The sequence below is a fragment of the Amycolatopsis nalaikhensis genome (assembly GCF_030264295.1).
Lineage (GTDB): Bacteria > Actinomycetota > Actinomycetes > Mycobacteriales > Pseudonocardiaceae > Amycolatopsis > Amycolatopsis nalaikhensis.
The window spans coordinates 7,837,827-7,856,394 of record NZ_CP127173.1 but is presented as its reverse complement, the minus strand read 5'-3'; the positions used below and the strand labels follow the sequence as shown (position 1 = coordinate 7,856,394).

At 73.2% G+C, this 18,568-nt stretch carries 12 protein-coding genes and 1 pseudogene; 2 read left to right on the top strand and 11 right to left on the bottom strand.

Annotated elements, in window-relative coordinates; all coding sequences use genetic code 11:
- Positions 1–142: 142 nt before the first annotated feature.
- Positions 143–424: a hypothetical protein gene (locus QP939_RS38375; RefSeq protein ID WP_285451368.1), complete on the bottom strand. Its 282-nt coding sequence runs from the start codon at positions 422–424 to the stop codon at positions 143–145.
- A gap of 54 nt (positions 425–478) precedes the next feature.
- Here QP939_RS38375 and QP939_RS38370 point away from each other — a divergent pair, with 54 nt between their 5' ends.
- The gene (locus tag QP939_RS38370; RefSeq protein ID WP_285451367.1) at positions 479–1,045 is read left to right on the top strand and encodes an isochorismatase family protein; all 567 of its coding nucleotides are present in this window, start codon (positions 479–481) and stop codon (positions 1,043–1,045) included.
- Positions 1,046–1,564: 519 nt separating this feature from the next.
- Here the strand turns inward: QP939_RS38370 and QP939_RS38365 are convergent.
- Together QP939_RS38365 and QP939_RS38360 are read right to left on the bottom strand one after the other, a co-directional pair.
- On the bottom strand, positions 1,565–2,458 hold the full coding sequence (locus QP939_RS38365; protein WP_285451365.1) for a serine hydrolase: 894 nt from the start codon (positions 2,456–2,458) through the stop codon (positions 1,565–1,567).
- A pseudogene (locus tag QP939_RS38360) lies at positions 2,458–3,326 on the bottom strand (LysR family transcriptional regulator). The gene QP939_RS38365 and the pseudogene QP939_RS38360 overlap by 1 nt, the downstream one beginning before the upstream one ends.
- A 107-nt stretch (positions 3,327–3,433) precedes the next feature.
- On the opposite strand from QP939_RS38360, the gene bla reads away from it, so the two are divergent.
- Positions 3,434–4,339 (top strand): class A beta-lactamase, encoded by a 906-nt coding sequence (gene bla / locus QP939_RS38355; protein WP_285451364.1) that lies wholly within the window; start codon positions 3,434–3,436, stop codon positions 4,337–4,339.
- 31 nt (positions 4,340–4,370) lie between these two features.
- Here bla and rimO read toward each other — a convergent pair whose 3' ends face one another.
- The 8 genes from rimO to QP939_RS38315 all read right to left on the bottom strand — a co-directional run bounded on the left by rimO (position 4,371) and on the right by QP939_RS38315 (position 18,387).
- Entirely contained in the window at positions 4,371–5,741 is a 1,371-nt protein-coding gene (gene rimO, locus QP939_RS38350; RefSeq protein WP_285459941.1) for a 30S ribosomal protein S12 methylthiotransferase RimO, read from the bottom strand.
- Positions 5,738–6,055, bottom strand: a complete 318-nt coding sequence (locus QP939_RS38345) for a hypothetical protein (RefSeq protein ID WP_285460049.1) — start codon at positions 6,053–6,055, stop codon at positions 5,738–5,740. The genes rimO and QP939_RS38345 overlap by 4 nt, the downstream gene beginning before the upstream one ends.
- Positions 6,056–6,149: 94 nt before the next feature.
- On the bottom strand, positions 6,150–6,770 hold the full coding sequence (locus tag QP939_RS38340) for an NAD(P)H-dependent oxidoreductase (protein ID WP_285451362.1): 621 nt from the start codon (positions 6,768–6,770) through the stop codon (positions 6,150–6,152).
- Complete coding sequence (locus QP939_RS38335) at positions 6,767–7,705, bottom strand: TauD/TfdA family dioxygenase (protein ID WP_285451361.1); 939 nt, start codon at positions 7,703–7,705, stop codon at positions 6,767–6,769. The genes QP939_RS38340 and QP939_RS38335 overlap by 4 nt, the downstream gene beginning before the upstream one ends.
- A complete protein-coding gene (locus QP939_RS38330) occupies positions 7,702–8,964 on the bottom strand; it encodes an ATP-grasp domain-containing protein (RefSeq protein WP_285451360.1) in 1,263 nt (420 codons plus the stop codon). The genes QP939_RS38335 and QP939_RS38330 overlap by 4 nt, the downstream gene beginning before the upstream one ends.
- Positions 8,961–10,223, bottom strand: coding sequence for an ATP-grasp domain-containing protein (locus QP939_RS38325; protein ID WP_285451359.1), 1,263 nt, complete (start codon positions 10,221–10,223; stop codon positions 8,961–8,963). Before QP939_RS38325 ends, QP939_RS38330 begins: the two co-directional genes overlap by 4 nt.
- Positions 10,220–15,631, bottom strand: a complete 5,412-nt coding sequence (locus QP939_RS38320) for a non-ribosomal peptide synthetase/MFS transporter (protein ID WP_285451357.1) — start codon at positions 15,629–15,631, stop codon at positions 10,220–10,222. Before QP939_RS38320 ends, QP939_RS38325 begins: the two co-directional genes overlap by 4 nt.
- Positions 15,628–18,387: a non-ribosomal peptide synthetase gene (locus QP939_RS38315; protein ID WP_285451356.1), complete on the bottom strand. Its 2,760-nt coding sequence runs from the start codon at positions 18,385–18,387 to the stop codon at positions 15,628–15,630. Before QP939_RS38315 ends, QP939_RS38320 begins: the two co-directional genes overlap by 4 nt.
- Between the last annotated feature and the right edge of the window lie 181 nt (positions 18,388–18,568).

Genomic DNA, 18,568 nt, shown 5'->3' with positions numbered 1-18,568 from the left:
GACTGCTCAACCGCGTCACCGCACCGATCCGCCGCACAAGCCAGCATGCGATGCACTGGTCACGATGGCGACGAGCCAGCCAAGCCCGGGCGCGTGCCAGCCACTACCGACGACGCGGCCATCACGAAGTGTCGTTGCAGTATTAGGCGAGCCGCTCCACGGCGTCGCGGGCTTCCTTGAGGTCCGCGCCGGTGCGTTCGCGGTAGACCTTGATCGCCTGGATCTTCTTGCCTTGCCGCAGCAGGGCGGTCACCTCGGGGATGTCGGGTTCTGCCGTGGTGACGCCGAGGTGCGCGGCGATGGCGTCGAGCTTCCGTTCGACGCGGTCGAGGCGTTTCCCGAGCCTGCGTTCGGTGGCCGAGGAACTCAGCCCCACGACGGCGACGAGCAGGACGATCCCGAGCAGCAGCATGCCGTAGTCCATGGCCGGGCATGCTAGTGCGCGAAAAGTGTCGGTGCCCGCGGTTAGGGTGAGGCCATGACTACGTTGACCGACCGCCCGAACACGGCCCTGCTGGTCGTGGACGTCCAGAACGGCGTCATGCGCGTCGCCCACGAGCGCGATGCCGTCGTCGCCAATATCGCGGCTCTGGTGTCGAAGGCGCGCGCCGCGGGGGTGGATGTCGTGTGGGTGCAGCATTCCAGTGAGGAACTGCCGCGCGACAGTGAGACCTGGCGGTTCGTGCCCGAACTGGAGCTGCGACCGTCGGAACCGGTGGTGCACAAGGAGTACGGGGATTCGTTCGAGGCGACGGACCTCGAGGAGGTCTTGGCGGCGCGCGGGGTCGGGCGGTTGGTCGTGGCCGGTGCGCAGACCGATGCCTGTATCCGGTCGACCCTGCACGGGGCTATCGCTCGGGGTTACGACGCGGCTTTGGTCGCCGATGCGCATACGACGGAGGACCTGACGGCTTATGGGGCGCCGTCGCCTGCCGCGGTTATCGCGCACACGAATCTTTATTGGCAGTTCCAGACGGCTCCGGGGCGGACGGCCGGGACGGTGCCGACGGCCGAGGTGGACTTCTCGGTGAAGGCACCCGCCTGAGGCTTCGCGCGGCGGCTCGGTGAGGTCGGCTCGGTCGGCGGTCGGCCGCCGCGGCGGGTAGGCCGTGCTGCCTGCGGGCGACCCGCGCGGCGCGCGAGCGACCCGCGCAGCTAGCGGGCAGCCCGGCGGAGCGGGCGGTCCGGCCCCGAGCCGGGCTGGCCGGGCCGAGCCGGGCCGAGTCGGGCCGGGCCGAGCCGAGCCGAGCCGGGCCGAGCCGGGCCAGGCCGGGGCGGGCCGAGTCGGGCCAGGCCGGGGCGGGCCGAGCCGGGCCAGGCCGGGGCGGGCCGAGTCGGGCCAGGCCGGGGCGGGCCGAGCCGAGCCGGGCCGAGCCGGGCCGAGCCGGGCCGAGCCGGGCCAGGCCGGGGCGGGCCGGGCCGAGCCGAGCCGAGCCGGGCCGAGTCGTCGGTGCGGCGCGGCCGCAGTACCCCGAGGTCGCGAATGACTCATTCGCGACCTCCAGCGTCCCGAATGAGTCATTCGCGACTCCGTGGGCCCGCGCGAGCCCAGGTCCGCGCCTTCTCACCCGCCGCGCAGGTGGTCCCGCAGTGTCCGGGCCACCCGGGCCATCAACACCTCCGCCTCGGGCTGCAGCACCGCCGGGACCCGGGATTCCGTCAGCGCCACCACCGCGAACACCCCGCCGTCCGCGTGCTCGACCACCCCGGCCTCGTGGCGCATCGTCAGCAACGTCCCCGTTTTCGACGACCACTTCGCCGAGTCGGAAGCGAAGTCGGGCGTCAGCCGATGCCGGATCATGTTGTTCGCCATCAGGTCTCGTACGCCCGCCGCCACCACCGGGTCCATCTTCGACGGCCGCCACAGCTCCTGCAGCAGCTCGAGCATCGCCCGGGCCGACGCCGCGTTCGCTCTCGTCACGTCCAGTTGCGGCAGCCGGTGGCCCTGTCCCGCCGTGCCCGCGCCGATCGCCAGTGCGTGCGCCAGGTCGACCTCGCCGTCCTCGAACCGCTCCGCCGGGGTGTCCACCAGGTCGCGCATCAGGTGGCGCACCGCGATTCCGTGGAGACCCCACTCGGCGAGCATGCGCGTCACCTCGGCCGGGGGCGTCAGGTCGAACAGCACGTCGGCCGCGACGCCGTCGCTCAACGACGTGCTCAGGTAAAGCAAGTCGTCCACCGCGATGCGGGCCGGGTGGCGGAAACGCGTCAGGCCGATCGGGCCCGGCGTCGTCACGCCGCCCGGGGCGACCTCCAGCTGCGTCGCGCCGTCCAGCTCGCCGCGGCGGATGCGCTCCAGGGTCGCGGCCGAGAGGGGGACCTTCACCAGGGACGCGATCGGGTACTCGCGGTCCGGGTCGATCCCGATCTCCACGCCCGTCCGCAAGTCGCGGACCAGGAACGATCCGCGCAACCCGCCTTCGGCCAGCTCGTCTCGCAGGTCCCGGACCAAAGCCATCACCGCGCCACCCCCAAGCAACGCCCGACGGCGTCGTGCAGCACCGTGCGCAACCGGTCGGCGTCCTCGCCCGAACCCGCGGCGACGCCGTAGCCGCGGGCGAGGTCGAGCGCGCCCAGCGGACGCCAGTGCAGCCCCAGGTCCTCCGCCTGGACCGCCGAGCACAGCAGCAGGTCGGCCGAGCCGAACACCGCCGCGGCCGCCGACGTCAGCGACCCGGCCACCGCGACCTGGGCCGGTTGCAGGCCCACCGCGTCGCGCGCCCGCAGCACCCGGTCGCGGACGTGCGGGACGTCGTCCTCGGGCTGGATCCACACGCGCCGCCGGGGCCCGCCGGACCGCCCGGCCCGCAACGTCTCCAAGTGCACGACGCGGGACGGCGGCGACGTCACCCCGGCCAGGCCCAGCGGCACCGACCAGACACCTTCCCCGGCCGGGACGGCCGTGAGCGCGGCCCGCACCTCGTTCGTGCGGACGGCTCGGCCCGCTCCCCCGGCGCCGCCGTCCGGAACTCCAGGTGGACGTCCAGCGCGCGGGCCTCGGCGGCGAGCTCGGCGAGGTCGCGCACCCCGCACGTGTCCGGGACGGCCACGCGCAACGGCCGCAGCCGGGCGCGCTTGGCGTCGTGCTCCATCGCGTCGGCCAGCTGCACGAGCCGCTTGGCCGACGGCAGCACGTCCCGCCCGAACGGCGTGAGCCGCGCACGGCGGGTCGAGCGGTCGAAGAGCCGCTCGCCGAAGTGGCGCTCCAGCGCCGCGATCCGCCGGCTCGCCACCGGCTGCGGGATGCGCGCGACCGCCGCGCCCGCGGTGAAACTCCCCGCCTCGCTCACGCTCACGAACGCCCTGCAGCCGCCGACCAGGTCCACGACCCCACTTTATGCCAGTTCCGCATCGAACCCTCCGATTCCGTCTTGGACAGCATGGACGAACCCGGTGAGACTGCGGATGTCGATCAAGACCGGAAGGATCCACCGTGCCGTTCCCCCACGTCCGGCGGGCCGCGCTCGCCGCGCTCGTCCTCGTGCCGCTCACCGCCTGCGCCGCCGAAGCCCCGGCCCCCGCACCGCCCACTCCGGCGCCGACGTCGTCCGCGACCACCGCCCCGCAGCCGGACTTCGCGCCCCTGGAGCGGGAGTTCGACGCCCGGCTCGGCCTGTACGCCGTCGACACCGGCTCGGGCCGCGAGCTCACCCACCGCGCCGACGAGCGGTTCGGTTACGCCTCGACGCACAAGGCGTTCTCGGCCGCCGCCGTGCTCCAGCGCACCAGCCTCGACGGGCTGGGCAAGGTGCTGAAGTACACCCGCGCCGACGTGCAGGCGAACTCCCCGATCGGCGAGAAGCACGTCGAGACCGGGCTGTCGCTGCGCGAGGCCATGGACGCGGCGCTGCGCTACAGCGACAACACCGCCGCGAACCTGCTGTTCCGCGAGCTCGGCGGGCCGCAGGGGCTCGCCGCCGCGCTACGCGGGATCGGCGACACGACGACCCACGTCGACCGGATCGAGCCCGGCCTCAACGACCTCGCCCCGGGCGACATCCGCGACACGAGCACGCCGCGCGCGATGGCGGCCAGCCTGCGCGCGTTCGCCCTCGGCCCCGCGCTGCCGCCGGAGAAGCGGACGGTGCTCACCGACATGATGCGCGCCAACCTGACGGGCGCGAACGTGATCCGCGCGGGCACACCCGCGGGCTGGGCGGTCGCCGACAAGACGGGCACGGGCGAGTACGCGACGCGCAACGACATCGCGATCGTCTGGCCGCCGGGACGCGCACCGATCGTGCTGGTGGTCATGTCGGACAAGAAGACCGAGGACGCCAAGCCGGACGACCGGCTCATCGCCCGGGCGGCGAAGCTAGCCCTCGACAGCCTCCGCTGAGCGGGCTGCCGCGGAACGGACGCGACCTCGGCTACCCCGGGAGGACCCGCGCCGTCAGATCAACGCCATTCGACCCGGTGACCTCGGCCCGCACCAGCGCGCCCGGCTCCGGCGTCCCGGCCGGGAACGTCACGTGGCCGTCGATCTCCGGTGCCTGGTGCGCCGCCCAGCCGCGGCCGCCGGTTCCGACCAGCACCTCGACCACCGAGCCGACGCGCTCCTGCGCGCGGCGGGCACCCAGCTCGTCGGCGAGGACGGACAGCTCCTCGACGCGCCGCGCGCGCACCGGCGACGGCACCTTGTCCGGCAGGCCCGCGGCCTCCGTGCCGTCCTCGTCCGAGTAGCCGAAGACCCCGGCGACGTCGAGGCGAGCCTCCTCCAGGAACCGCTTCAGCTCGGCGAAGTCCGCGTCGGTCTCGCCCGGGAAACCGGCGATGAAGTTGGAGCGCACCCCGGCTTTCGGGGCCAGTGCGCGGATCCGGTCGAGCAACCCGAGGAACCGTTCGCGGTCGCCGAACCGGCGCATCCGGCGCAGCACCGGACCGCTGGCGTGCTGGAACGACAGGTCGAAGTACGGCACGACCCCGGAGGTCCCGGCGATCGTCTCGACGAGGCTCGGGCGCAGCTCGGCGGGCTGCAGGTAGCTCACGCGGACGCGGTCGACGATCCCGGCGAGCTTCGGCAGCAGCTTCTCCAGTGCTTGGAGGTCACCGAGGTCCTTGCCGTACGACGTCGAATTTTCGCTCACCAGCACCAGTTCCCGCACGCCGTGGCCGGCCAGCCACTCGGCTTCGGCGAGGATCTCCGCGGGCGGCCGGGACACGAACGCGCCGCGGAAGCTCGGGATCGCGCAGAACGTGCAGCGCCGGTCGCAGCCGGAGGCCAGCTTGAGCGGCGCGATCGGGCCGCCGCCGAGCCGGTGCCGCAGCACGCGCGGGCCGCTCGCCGGGCCGTGCCCCGGCACGTGCGCGGCGACCGCGGCGGGCCGCTGGACCGGGGTGAGCGGCAGCAGCGTCCGCCGGTCGCGCGGGGTGTGCGCTTCGGGCGGCTTGCCGTGCAGGACGTCCTGGATGCGGTCGCCGATCTCGGGGTAGTCGTCGAACGACAGCACGGCGTCGGCTTCCGGCAGGGCGTCGGCGAGTTCGCGGCCGTAGCGCTCGGCCATGCAGCCGACGGCGACGACCTTCGCGCCCTTGCCGGAGGCGGCGAGGACGGTGTCGATGGACTCCTTCTTCGCCGCCTCGATGAAGCCGCAGGTGTTCACCACGACGACGTCGGCCTCGGCGCCGGGCTCGGCCAGCCGCCAGCCGGACTCCCCGAGGCGCGCGGCCAGCTCGTCCGAATCGACCTCGTTGCGCGCGCAGCCCAGGGTGACCAGCGAAACGGTGCGCACGACGGTCAGTACGCGACGACGTCGCCGTGGCCCGGCTGGTCGCCGCCGGCGGGCGAGACGAGGATCCCGGTGCCGACGGGCGCGTCCCCGATCGCCTTGGTCTGGACCAGCACGGGCGAGTCGACGGCGGGCGCGAGAACGCCGGCCGGGAGGTAGGCGGTGATCACCATGCCACTGGCGAGCAGCACACGGGCGATCCGGCGGCGCCGGTCGCCGACTTCGCGGACGCTGACGCAGGTCCCCCACTGCTGCCCGGCCGGGGCTTCCGGGGTGGCCCCCTGACGGCGACGACGGTCTTCGGCCATCCGCTCGAGCATGCTCACGGGTCCCCCTCGGTTCCTCCGGTGGCGGTCGGGCCGAGAATCGCACGGTGCCGGAAACCCGATCAAGGTCTGCGCCGGAAGTGGCCGGAACCGGTCAGTGACCACCGAACAGTGTCCGCACTTCGGCTTCGACGTCGTCGAGCCACGCCGCCCGGCGGTCGTCGTCCGCGTCGGCCACCACGCGCAGCACCACCCGGCGCACCTCCGGTTCTCCGAGGTACGGCGCGAGGCAGCGCCGCCAGATCGCGTCGAGCGGGTCGCCGAACAACGTCCGCTCGCGGTCCTCGGTGGTGTCGGAGGTGTTCACGACCAGCAGCCGCCGCAGGGAGAGCAGCGGTTCCGGCGCGCCCCCGGCGTCGTCGAGCCGGTAGGCGACGCCGGGGACGAGGATCCGGTCGAGCCAGCCGCCGAGGATCGCGGGCGGCTTGCCCCACCAGTTCGGGTGCACGGCGACCAGCCCGCCCGCGTCCCGCAGCTCTTCCCGGTGCCGCCGCACCAGCGGATCCGGTTCGGCGGCGAGGAACTCCTCCGCCCGGGTCCCGCTGGTGTAGGCCTCCTCCGCCTTGAGGACCGGGTCGAAGCGTTCGGCGTACAGGTCGTGGAACCGCACCGGCACCCCGGCCCGTTCCAGCGTCCCGACGATCCGCGCCGCGAGGGCGTGGTTGAAGCTGCCGGGCCGCGGGTGGGCGAGGAGCACCACGACGGGTGCGGTCATCCGGTCATCGCCACGAGGATGCGCCGCTTGCCGGTGAACGGCTCGCGGCCGTGGGCCATCAGCATGTTGTTGATCACCATGATGTCGCCGGGCTGCCACGGGAACGCGTAGCTGACCTCATCGTAGACCTCGCGGATCTTCGCCAGGTCGGCGTCCGGGATCGGGCTGCCGTCGGCGAAGTACGCGTTGCGCGGCAGGTCGGCCTCCGGGTACAGCTCCAGCAGCGCCTCGCTGACCTCCTCGCCGAGGCTCGAGACGTGGAACAGGTTGGCCTGGTTGAACCACACGGTCTCGCCGGTGTGCGGTTCCTCCACAAAGGACGGCCGGACGTGCCTGGTGCGCAACCCTTCCTCGGTCCATTCGAAGGTCTGCCCGTTGCGCGCGCAGTAGTGCTCGACGACGGCGCGGTCCTCGGTCTGGAAGGCCTCCTGCCAGGTCAAACCGAGGCCTTCCCGGAACGCGCGCGCGTAGGTGACGCCGCCCGCGAACCGCTCGCGGAGGTCTTCGGGCAGCATCCGGTACACCGCCCGGCTGTCCGCGATCGGCGTCGCCCCGCCGGTCTCCGCGGCGGTGTCGCACAGGAAGAACAGCCGCGCGGGCCAGCTCGCGGAGTAGGAGTTCTCGTTGTGCATCGGGATCGACTCGGCGGGCGGGTACTCGGTCGAGGTGTAGATGTTGCCCGCCACGGCCGAGCGCGGGGTCGACCGCTCGGTGTAGGTGAGCAGGGCCCCGCCGATGGTTTCGGTGACCCGGTTGAACAGCTCGAGGTCGACGGGCAGGCCGCGCAGCAGGACCGCGCCGTGGTCGCGCAGGTGGGCCCGCAGGTGCGGCAGCTGTGCCTCCACCGCCGCGAAGTCCGCGGCCGGGAAGACGGCGATCTGAGTGTGCTCGTTGCCCTGCAGCTGCCCTGAAGGCGCGGCGAGATCGGCGGTCATGCGTTCTCCAGTTCGAATCGGACCAGCTTGGTGGCCTCGGCGTGCAGGGCGGCCAGGTCGTCGGCGTCGGCGAACCCGGCGACGAGGACGTTGACCGCGTAGATCTCCTGGTCGTCGGTCAGAACCTGGCCGGGGGAAACGATGGTGACGACTTCGAGGACCTCGGGCAGGTCCGTGACTTCGGCGGTGCCCTCGACGCGCACCAGCCGCCCGGAGCCTTCGGCGTAGACGATCAGGTAGCCGACCGGCACGGGCAGGCCGGTGCCCCGCGCGGGCGGCGGGGTGCCGAGGGCGAGCGAGACGGCTTCGGCGGTGACGTCGATGCCGGTGGCGAGCTTCAGCAGCGCGGGCTGCGCTCCCCCGGCGGGCCGCCCGGCGTTGACCTCGACGACCACCGGGCCGCGGTCGGCGTCGTCGATCACCTCGACGTGCGCGCACGTCTGGTCGAGGCCGAGGGCGAGCACCGCGGCGGACGCGGCCGACCGAATCGCCGCCGCCCGGTCCTCGGTCAGCCCGAACGGCGGGACGACCATGCCCAGCTCGAACTTCCGCTCGTCGATGAGCGGCTTGCCGACGACGGTGACGGTTTCGGCCATACCGTCGCGGACCAGGACGTCGACCGCGTACTCCGGTCCGCGCAGCAGGCCTTCGACGAGGAACACCCGCCGCGGGTCGAGCCCGTTCGGCAGCGGCCGGTGGTAGCGCGCGTCCGCGTTCTCCGGCAGCCGGGTGGCGAGCAGGTCGTAGGCCGCGGCCAGTTCCTCCACTGTGGACACCGTGCGGACCAGGGTGCTCGCCGCGCCGTTCACCGGCTTGACGATCGCCGGGAGACCGACCTCCTCGGCGATCCGCGCGGCGTCACCCGCGCCGGCGAACAACGCGGCCGGCGGCCCCGGCAGGCCCGCCTCGGCGAGCGCCTGGCGGACGGCGAACTTGTCGTGCGCCAAGGTGAGCGCGTCCGCCGAGCAGCGCGCGACACTGAGCAGTTCGGCGACCCGGGCCGTGCTCGCGATGATTCCCTCGGCCCCCGTCAGCACCGCGGCGGGCGCCCGGTCCCGGAGCGCGTCGGCGACGGCCGGGGCGTCCCGGACGTCGTCGACGACCACGAAGCCCTCGACGACCGAGGCCAGCTCGGCCCGCTCGGCGTCGTCGAGGGGTTCGGTGACCAGCTCAGGCCGCAGCCCCGCGTCGCGAACGGCCTGCGCGAAGTCCCGGATCCAGTGCCCACGTGTCTCGCGGACGATGAAGGCGGTCTTCATTCCACCTCCAGCCGGATCAGCTTGCTCGCCTCGGCGTGCAGGGCGGCGAGGTCGTCGTGGTCGGCGAACCCGGCGACGACCAGGTTGACCGCGTAGGTCTCCTGCTCGTCGGTGAGCACCTGCCCCGGCGACACCGTGGTGACGACGTCGACCACCTCCGGCAGCTCGGCGACCTCGTCCAGCCCGCCGACCTCCTTCAGGCGGCCGGAACCCGAGGCGTACAGGATCAGCATGCCCAGCGGGATCGGCAGTTTCGCCGGTTCCCGTGCCGGTGGCGGCGCGCCGAGAGCGAGGGCGGTCAGCTCGGCGAAGACGTCGATGCCGGTGCGCAGCTTGGCCAGCAGCGGCATGATCGAGCCCGCCGGGCGGCCCGCGTTGACCTCGACGATCGTCGGGCCGCGGTCGGCGTCGTCGATCACCTCGACGTGCGCGACCGTGTTGTCCAGGCCGAGGGCGCGCACCGCGGCCGACGCGGCGTCGGTGACCAGCGCGGCTCGCTCCTCGGACAACCCCGCAGGCGGGCAGGACAGGGCCAGCTCGAACTTGCGCTCGTCGATCAGCGGCTTGTCGAGAATTTCGACCGGCTCGACGACACCGTCCCGGACGAGCACGTCCACCGCGTACTCCGGGCCCCGCAGCAGACCCTCGACGAGGAACGTCTGCGCCGGGTCGAGGGCGCCCAACCGGCGGCGGTAGCGCGGGTCCGGCGACTCGGGCAGCCGCGCGGCCAGCAGCTCGTAGGCCGCTGCCAGTTCCTCCACTGTGGACACCGTCCGGACGAGGTTGCTGCCCGCCCCGTTGACCGGCTTGACGATCGCGGGCAGCCCGACCCGCTCCGCCACGGCGGCAGCTTCCGCAGCCGACGAGATCAGCGCGAACGCGGGCCCCGGCAGCCCGGCCGCCGCGAGGGCTTCGCGGACGGCGGACTTGTCGGCGCACCGGGCGAACACCGAAGCCGGGCAGCGGGCGACGCCGAGCAGCTCCGCGACCCGGGCGGTGCTCACGATGGCCCCGTCCGAGCCGGTCACGACCGCGGCCGGGATCCCGAAAGCCGAGCAGATCTTCGCTGCGACGGCTTCGGCGTCGTAGACGTCCTCGACGGCCACGATCTCGTCCACGACCGTGCTGAGCGACGCGCGTTCGGCCGCGTCGATCGGCGGCGCGAGCAGCACCGCCCGGTGGCCCGCCGCGTGCACGGCGGCAGCCACTTCCCCGACCCAGTGCCCGCGAGCCTCCCTGATCAGCACCACGACGCTCACGCCGCCTCCTTCCCGGCGAGCTTGCGCTCCCGTTCCTGCGCGCCGACCAGGTCGTCCGGCAGCGAGTCGGGCACCTCGGTGTCGAACCGCCGCAGCAGCCGCACCGCGAACCCACCGGCGTTGATCAGCAGCAGGATGAGTGCGTAGACGACGTACGCGAGCCCGACCCCGCGGCCTTCGCCGGTGCCGAGGACCGAGCCGACGGACCCCGCGAGGGCGCCGCCGGGCGCGAGCAGCGGCGAGAACCAGCCGACGGCCAGCGGCGCGAGCACCGCGAACCCGATCGGCAGCGTGGACCAGGTGATCGTCTGGTTGATCGCGAACACCCGGCCGTGGAACCGCTGCGGCACCTTGACCTGCACCAGCGTCGCGTAGATGCCCTGCGACACCGCCATCGCCGCGGCCAGCAGGAACACGCCCGCGGCGACCACGACCAGCGACGGCCGCAGCCCCATCACGAGGCTGCCGAGGGCGATGCCGACGTTGCCGACGAGCACGCCGACCATCCGGCGGTGCCGCGGGCCGCCCCACAGCGCCATGCCGATGCCGCCGGCCACGGCCCCGACCGCCTCGGCCAGCGCGACCTGGGCGACGTCGGTGACCGTGCCGAACGACAGCACCAGCGGCGAGACGAGCACCAGCGCGGGCGCCAGGAAGACGTTGGCCAGCGCGAAGTACAGCAGCATCGTGCGGAACCCGCGGTGGTTCCACGAGTACTTCAGCCCGCCCGCGATCGCCGTCAGCAGCGGCTCGCGCGGGCGCCAGCCGAGCAGGTCGGGGAACCGGACGAACAGCAGGCTGACGATGGCGAACACGTAGCTCGCCATGTCGAGGACCAGGATCCCGGTCAGCTGGATGGCCGCCAGCAGTCCGGCCGCGATCACCGGCATGAGCAGCTGGGCGAAGCCGTTGGACAGCTGGGCGAGGCCCATCGCGTGGCCGAGGTACTGCTTCGGCACCAGCTGCGCCACCGACGACTGGTAAGCGATGCGTTGCAGCGAGCCCGCCACCGACCCCAGCGGGATGAGCAGGTAGATGAACCACAGCTGCGGGGTTCCGGTGGTCAGCAGCAGCGCGAGCACCAGCTGGATGAGCCCGGCGACGGCGCTGGCCGCGATCATGATCTTCCGCCGGTCACCGCGGTCGACCAGCGCGCCCGCGACCGGCAGCACCAGGACCCCGCACAGCAATGCGAGCGCCCAGAGGAGGCCGAGGTCGGTGACCGAGCCCGTCTTCGTGTAGAGCCAGATCGGCACCGCGAACGACGTCAGGGCGGAGCCGGTCGAGGACACCAGCTGGCCGACGGTGACCGTGACGAACCGGGCCAAGCTCGGCTTCACCGCGGGCTTCTCGTCCACTGTGGACGTGTGGGTGTCGTGCACCGCCCAGCCCGCGTCCTCGCCCCGGGCCGAGACGTGCAGCTCGCCGGGGTCGTCCAGCGCGGGATGCACCTTGGTGAGGATCTCGGCCAGCTCGTCCGCGCGGTAGCGCAGGAAGAAGTGCCCGGCCTGGTCGAGCACGACGAGCGCGGTGCGGTCGGTGAGGAACTCCCACTCGCGGTACCGCTCGGCGTAGTAGTCGGTGACCGGGTCCTCCGAGCCGACGACCGAGACGATCGGCGCGCGCAGCTTGGCGACGCGGGCGTCGAGCAGGCCGCTGAAGTACTCCTCGGCGGCGCGGCTGTCGGCCCGCATGGTGCTGATGATCCGGTCGGCCTGCGCCGGGTCGAGGTCGTCGGTGTCGACGCCCATGCCCTTGAGCCAGTTCGCGTAGTACCGGTTGCTGCGCAGCTTCTCCAGCCGGGTCCGCAGCGTGCCGACCGCGCCCTTGATCCGCGCGAACGGGAAGATCGCGCCGATGTGGACGACCTCGAGCGCCCGGCCGCGTTCTTCGAGCCGCCGGGCGACGCCGACGGCGAGGGCGTTGCCGACACCGCAGTGCCCGTAGATGGCCAGCGGGCCGTCGATCCGCTCGAGGACCTCGTCGGCGAGGCGCTCGACCAGTTCGTCGAACGGCACGGCCTCCTCGGACAGGCCGACGTCGTGGCCCGGGATCGCCACCGAGAACAGCGAATACCCGCTGGGCAGCGCGTCCGCGAGGGGCTGGTAGACGATCGCGCTGCCGCCGCCGTACGGGAAGCAGACGTACGTCAACGTCGGCTTCGCGACCGGCTTGGTCAGTTCGTAGAGCAGGTGCCCCGAGTCGTCGCGGTCGCCTTCGAGGAACGTCGCCAGGTCGCGGATCGTCCGGTGCTGGAACAGGTCCATCACGCCCGCTTGGTGCCCGGCCTTCGCGATCCGCGCGACGACCTGGGTGGCGAGCATCGAATGCCCGCCCAGGTCGAAGAAGTCGTCGTCGATGCCCAGCTCGTCGACCTTGAGCACGTCCCGCCAGATGTCGGCGAGCAGCACTTGCAGTGGGGTCGACGGCTCGACGAGGGCCGTGCTCGCGTCCCGCGCGGCGACCGGGGCGGGCAGGGCTTTGCGGTCGAGCTTGCCGTTCGGCGTGAGCGGCAGCTCGTCGAGGGTGACGAACGACGGCGGCACCATGTAGTCCGGCAGCGTCTGCTTCAACGCCGTCCGCAGCGCGGCGGGGTCGGCGTCGCCGACGACGTACCCGACCAGCCGCTTGTCCCCCGGCGTGTCCTCGCGGACGAGCACCGCCGCGTCCCGGACGCCGTCCTGCTCACGCAGCGCCGTCTCGATCTCGCCCAGCTCGATGCGCAGGCCGCGCAGCTTGACCTGATGGTCGAGCCGCCCGAGGAAGCCGAGGGTGCCGTCCGGGCGCCAGTGCGCGAGGTCGCCGGTGCGGTACATCCGGCCGCCGTGGAACGGGTCCGGGACGAACCGCTCGGCCGTCAGCTCCGGCCGGTTGTGGTAGCCCAGCGCCAGGCCCGTGCCCGCGATGTGCAGCTCGCCGGGAACGCCTACCGGGCACGGGTTGCCGCGCTGGTCGAGGACGTAGATCCGGGTGTTGCGGATCGGCGCCCCGATCGGCACCGATGACACCTCGGCCAGCGCCTCGGGCGTGCAGTGCCAGGCGGTGACGTCGATCGCGGCTTCGGTCGGGCCGTAGAGGTTGTGCAGTTCGCAGTGCGGCAGCCGCCGGACGAACTCGCGGGCGGTGTCCAGCGGCAGTTCTTCGCCGCTGCAGACGACCCGCCGCAACGCCGTCACGGCATCGACCCCCGGCTCGGCGAGGAACAACGTCAGCATCGACGGCACGAAGTGCGCCGTCGTGATGCCTTCGGTGACCAGCAGCTCCCGCAGGTAGGCCGCGTCCTTGTGGCCGCCGGGCTCGGCGAGCACCAGCCGGGCACCGGTGAGCAGCGGCCAGAAGAACTCCCACACCGAGACGTCGAAGCTCGCCGGAGTCTTCTGCAGCACCGCGTCCGAGCCGTCGAGCCGGTAGGCGTCCTGCATCCAGCCGAGGCGGTTGACGATGCCGCGGTGCCCGTTCGGGACGCCCTTCGGCCGCCCGGTCGAGCCGGAGGTGTAGATGACGTACGCGGGATCTTCCGCGCTCGCCAGGGGTTCCGGTGCCGTGGCGGGCTGCCCGGCCGTCTCGGCGAGGTCGTCGAGCACGACGACGGTCGCGGTGGTTCCGGGCAGGGTGTCACGCAGGGCGGCCTGGGTCAGCACGACCGGCGCGGCCGCGTCGCCGAGCATGAACGCGAGCCGGTCGGCCGGGTACTCGGGATCGAGCGGCACGTACGCGCCGCCCGCCTTGAGCACGCCGAGCAGCGCGACGACGAGCTCGAACGACCGCTGCGCGAAGACGCCGACCAGCGTGCCCGGCCCGACGCCGAGGTCCCGCAGGCGGTGGGCGAGCCGGTTGGCGCGCTCGTCCACCTCGCGGTAGGTCAGCGACTCGCCGCGGAAGGTCAGCGCGGGGGCGTCCGGAGTCCGCGTGACCTGCGTTTCGACCAGGCCGTGGAGCGTGCCCGGCGGGATCTCCCCCGCCGTGGCGTTCCAGCGGTTCAGCACCAGGTCCCGCTGCGCGCCGAGCAGGTCCAGCTCCGACACCGGCCGGGCCGGGTCGGCGACGATCGAGCGCAGCAGCGTGACCAGGCGGTCCGCCATCCCGGCGACCGTCTCCGCGCCGAACAGCGCGGTGTTGTGCACGAACTTGCCGATCAGCCCGGTGGAGACCTCGATGGCGTGGAACTCGAAGTCGAACCGGGTCGCGGGCAGGTCCATCGGCAGCCACCGGAAGTCCACCGCGGACTTCCCGGCCGCGTCCAGCCGGCCCATTTCGTAGTTCTGCAGCGCGAACATCGCCTGGAACACCGGCGACCGGCTGACGTCACGCGGCACGCCGAGCGCCGTGACCAGCCGCTCGAACGGGACGTCGGCGTGGTCGAACGCGTCGAGCACGTGCCGCCGGGTCCGCGCCAGCAGCTCCGCGAACGTCGGGTCGCCGTCGAGCTGGGCGCGCAGCGGCAGCATGTTGATGAACATGCCGACGACGCCTTCCAGCTCGGGCAGCCCGCGCCCGGCCGACGACGACCCGACCGCGAAGTCCTCCTGCCCGGAGTACCGCGCCAGGAGCACCTGGTAGGCGGCCAGCAGCGTCATGAACAGGGTGACGCCGTGCTCGCGGCTCAGCTCGCCGAGCGCCCGCGCGAGATCCTGCTCGACGAAGAACTCGTGGATCGCGCCGTCGAACGTCTGGGTCGCCGGCCGCGGCCGGTCGGTCGGCAGCTCCAGGGGTTCGACGCCGCGGAGGGTGTGCTGCCAGTGGTCGAGCTGGCGGTCCAGCTCGGTGCCGGTCAGGGTCCGGCGCTGCCAGTGCGCGAAGTCGCCGTAGCCGATGGTCAGCTCCGGCAACGCGCCCGCCGTGCCGTGGTAGTGCGCCGCGAGGTCGCGCAGCAGCAGGTCGACCGACCAGCCGTCACCGACGATGTGGTGGGTGCACACGGCGAGGAGGTGCTCGTCGTCCGAGATCCGGGCGAGGGTCGCGCGCAGCAGCGGGCCGGTGGCCAGGTCGAACGGCTCGGCCGCGGCGGCGTCCACGGCGGCTCGCGCCGCATCCTCGTCCGCGGCATCCACAATGGACAGCGGCATGGTGACCGTCGGTTCAATGTGGATGGTCGGCTGCCCGTCGTCCCCGGCCGGGAACCGCATCCGCAACGCCTCGTGCCGCACCGGCAGGGCGTCGAGGGCCGCTTGCAGCACGCCGACGTCGAGCCGTCCGGTCAGCCGGATCGGCACGGGGATGTTGTAGGACGTGGTGCCGGGCGCGAACTGTTCCATGAACCAGACGCGTTCCTGCTGGTACGACAGCGGAACCGGGTCGCCGTCCGGACGCCGGGTGATGGTCGCGGCGGGTTCGGCGCGCCGCCGCAGCCGCCGTTCCAGCAGGGCGCGGCGGGCGGCCGCGCTGCTGGTCTCGTCGATCGTCGTCACGCCTGCTCACCTTCGGCCAGCTGGGCGCGGACCTCTTCGTCGCTGAGCGCTTCGAGGTCGGCTTCCAGGCGCCGCTCGACCTCGGCGGCCAGCCCGGCCACCGTGGTGAACGAGAACAGGCCGCGGACCGGCAGGTCGACGCCGACCTGCTTGCGGATCCGGGCCATCGCGCGGATGGCCAGCAGCGAGTTGCCGCCGTGGGCGAAGAAGTCGTCGTGCACGCCGAGCTTCTCCACGCCGAGCAGTTCGCCGAGCACCTCGGCGACCAGCTCCTCGGCCGCCGTGCTCGGGGCGACGTATTCGGTGTCCCCGCCGAGCTCGGGGTCGGGCAGCGCGGCCCGGTCGAGCTTGCCGCTCGCCGCCACCGGCAGGGCGTCGAGGGTGACGAACACGGTCGGCACCAGGTACTCCGGCAGGGTGGCGCGCAGGGCTTCGGCCGCGCCGTCGGCGTTCCCGACGACGTACCCGACGAGCGTTTCGTCGCGCACCGCCACCGCCGCGTCGCGGATGTCCGGCAGTTCCCGCAGCGCGGCTTCCACTTCGCCGGGCTCGATCCGGTGGCCGCGCAGCTTGACCTGGTCGTCGGTGCGGCCGAGGTACTCGAGGGTGCCGTCACGGCGCCAGCGCGCGAGGTCGCCGGTGGCGTACATCCGCCCGAACGGGCCGTCCAAGAATCGTTCGGCGGTCAGCTCGGGTCGCCCGAGGTAGCCCTGGGCCAGCTGGATACCGGCGAGGTGCAGCTGCCCGGCGACACCGGGCGGGACCGGCCGCAGCCGGTCGTCGAGGACGTAGACCCGCGTTCCGGGTGTCGGACGGCCGATCGGCACCGGCCCGCTGACGGGCCCCTCGAGCCGGTGGACCACGCAGCCGACGGTCGCCTCGGTCGGGCCGTATTCGTTGGTGACCGCGATCCCGGAGAACGGCCGCACGGCTTCGCCCAGCAGAGCCTCACCGCCGAGCACCAGATCTCCGGTGGGGTAGGACTCCTCCGGCAGCACGGCGAGGTGGGTCGGGGTCGCCTTGACGAAGTCCGGTCGTCCGGTGTCCACAAGGGAACCACCGGCCGTGAGCGGGCCCAGCAGCGTGGTCACCGTCAGGTCGAACGAGGCCGACGTGTGCAGCAGCGCCCGGCCCGCCAGGCTCGGGTACGCCTCGCGGGCCCAGCCGAGGTAGGTGGCGAGCGCGCGGTGCGCGACCTGGACGCCCTTCGGCCGCCCGGTCGAGCCGGAGGTGTAGATCACGTAGGCGAGGTCGTCCGGTCCCGGCCGGGCCGGGTTCTCCGGGGACGAGTCCGCCCACCCCGCCGGGTCGTCGAGGGCGAGGGTCTCCCCCTCGACCGCGACGTCGCCCGCGGTGAGCACCACGCGCGCGCCGGCGTCGGCCAGGAGCAGGGCCCGCCGCGCGGCCGGGTCGGCCGGGTCGAGCGGGAGGTAAGCCGCGCCGCTCTTCAGCGCGCCGAGCACGCCGACGACCAGGTCGGCCGAGTTCGGCGCGCAGATCCCGACGAGGCCACCGGCGCCGAGGCGGTGTGCGACGCGGTTGGCCCGCGCGTTCAGCTCGGCGTAGGTCAGCCGGACCCCGCCGAGGTCGATGGCGACGACGTCGGGCGTCGCGCGCACCTGGTCCTCGAACCGCTCGACGAACAGCGGCGAGTCCTCAGTGGACGAACCGCTCCACTCCTCGAGAACCTGGACGCGCTCGGCGTCCGAGAGCAGCGGCAGGTCGGCCACCGCGACGGCCGGGTCGTCGACCGCGGCCACCAGGAGGCGCAGGAACCGGTCCACCACGGACTCCGCGGTCGCCCGGTCGAACAGGTCGGTGCGGTACAGCAGCCGTCCGCCGGTCGCGGTGAGGTCGATCGCGACGTCGTCCTTGGCCGTGGCGTACCGGACCGGCTCGATGCCGGAGTCGGGGATGAAGTTGAACCCGAGCTGGTACAGCGCCTGCACCGCCGGGTCACGCTCCGGGCGCACCGCGTCGGCGACCAGCTGGAACGGCACGCGCCCGTGCTCGATCGCGTCCAGCACGGCCGTGCGGACGCGGCCGACCAGGTCGGCGAAGGACGGCTCGCCCCCGCAGTCGACGCGGATGGCGAGCTGGTTGACGAACATGCCGATCAGCGGGGCCAGCTCCGGCAGGTCCCGCCCGGCGACCGGCACCCCGACGACGACGTCGTCCGTGCCGGAGAGCCGTGACAGCAATGCGGTGTACGACGCCAGCAGCACCATGAACGGCGACGCCGACAGCCCGCGCCCGACTTCGCCGACTTTGTCCAGGAGTCCGTCGGGCAGGGTGAAGTCGACCTGGTCGCCGTCGAACCCGAACTCGGCGGGCCGCGGCCGGTCGGTCGGCAGGCTGTGCACCGGCGGCACCCCGGCGAGCCGCTCGCGCCAGTAGTCGAGCTGGGCGCGCACGAGCGGCAGCTGCCCGCGCTGCCACGCCGAGTAGTCCGGGTACTGGATGGCCAGCTCGGGCAGCTTCGGCAGCCGTCCTTCGGCGGCCGCGTTGCAGGCCTCGTTCAGCTCGCTGGTCAGCACCGGCACCGAACCGGCGTCGAACACCGTGTGGTGCACGACGAAGGTGAGCAGCCAGTCGGCGTCGCCGAGCCGGGCCAGCTGGGCCCGCCACGGCGGGGCGGCGTCCAGCGGGATCGGGCGCCGCGCGATCGCCTCGGCCAGCCGGGCCGCTTCGGCCTCCCGGTCCGGGTGCGCGCGCAGGTCGTGCACCTCGGGCTCGATCGGGACGTCGGCGTGCACGACCTGGACGAGCGCCGCCGCCGTCCATGCGGAACGCCGTGCGCAGGGCCTCGTGCCGCCCGACGACCACGCCGAGCGCGGCCCGCCACTGGCCTTCGGTGAGCGGCAGGTCCTGCCGGACCTGGCAGGGCAGGTTGTACACCGGGGACGCCGGGTCGAGCTGGTTGGACAGCCAGATCCG

What these genes read in the sequence shown, in the direction of transcription:
- QP939_RS38375 (WP_285451368.1), bottom strand. Translation starts at nt 424, where the DNA reads ATGGACTACGGCATGCTGCTGCTCGGGATCGTCCTGCTCGTCGCCGTC.
- QP939_RS38370 (WP_285451367.1), top strand. Translation starts at nt 479, where the DNA reads ATGACTACGTTGACCGACCGCCCGAACACGGCCCTGCTGGTCGTGGAC.
- QP939_RS38365 (WP_285451365.1), bottom strand. Translation starts at nt 2,458, where the DNA reads ATGGCTTTGGTCCGGGACCTGCGAGACGAGCTGGCCGAAGGCGGGTTG.
- QP939_RS38340 (WP_285451362.1), bottom strand. Translation starts at nt 6,770, where the DNA reads ATGACCGCACCCGTCGTGGTGCTCCTCGCCCACCCGCGGCCCGGCAGC.
- QP939_RS38335 (WP_285451361.1), bottom strand. Translation starts at nt 7,705, where the DNA reads ATGACCGCCGATCTCGCCGCGCCTTCAGGGCAGCTGCAGGGCAACGAG.
- QP939_RS38330 (WP_285451360.1), bottom strand. Translation starts at nt 8,964, where the DNA reads ATGAAGACCGCCTTCATCGTCCGCGAGACACGTGGGCACTGGATCCGG.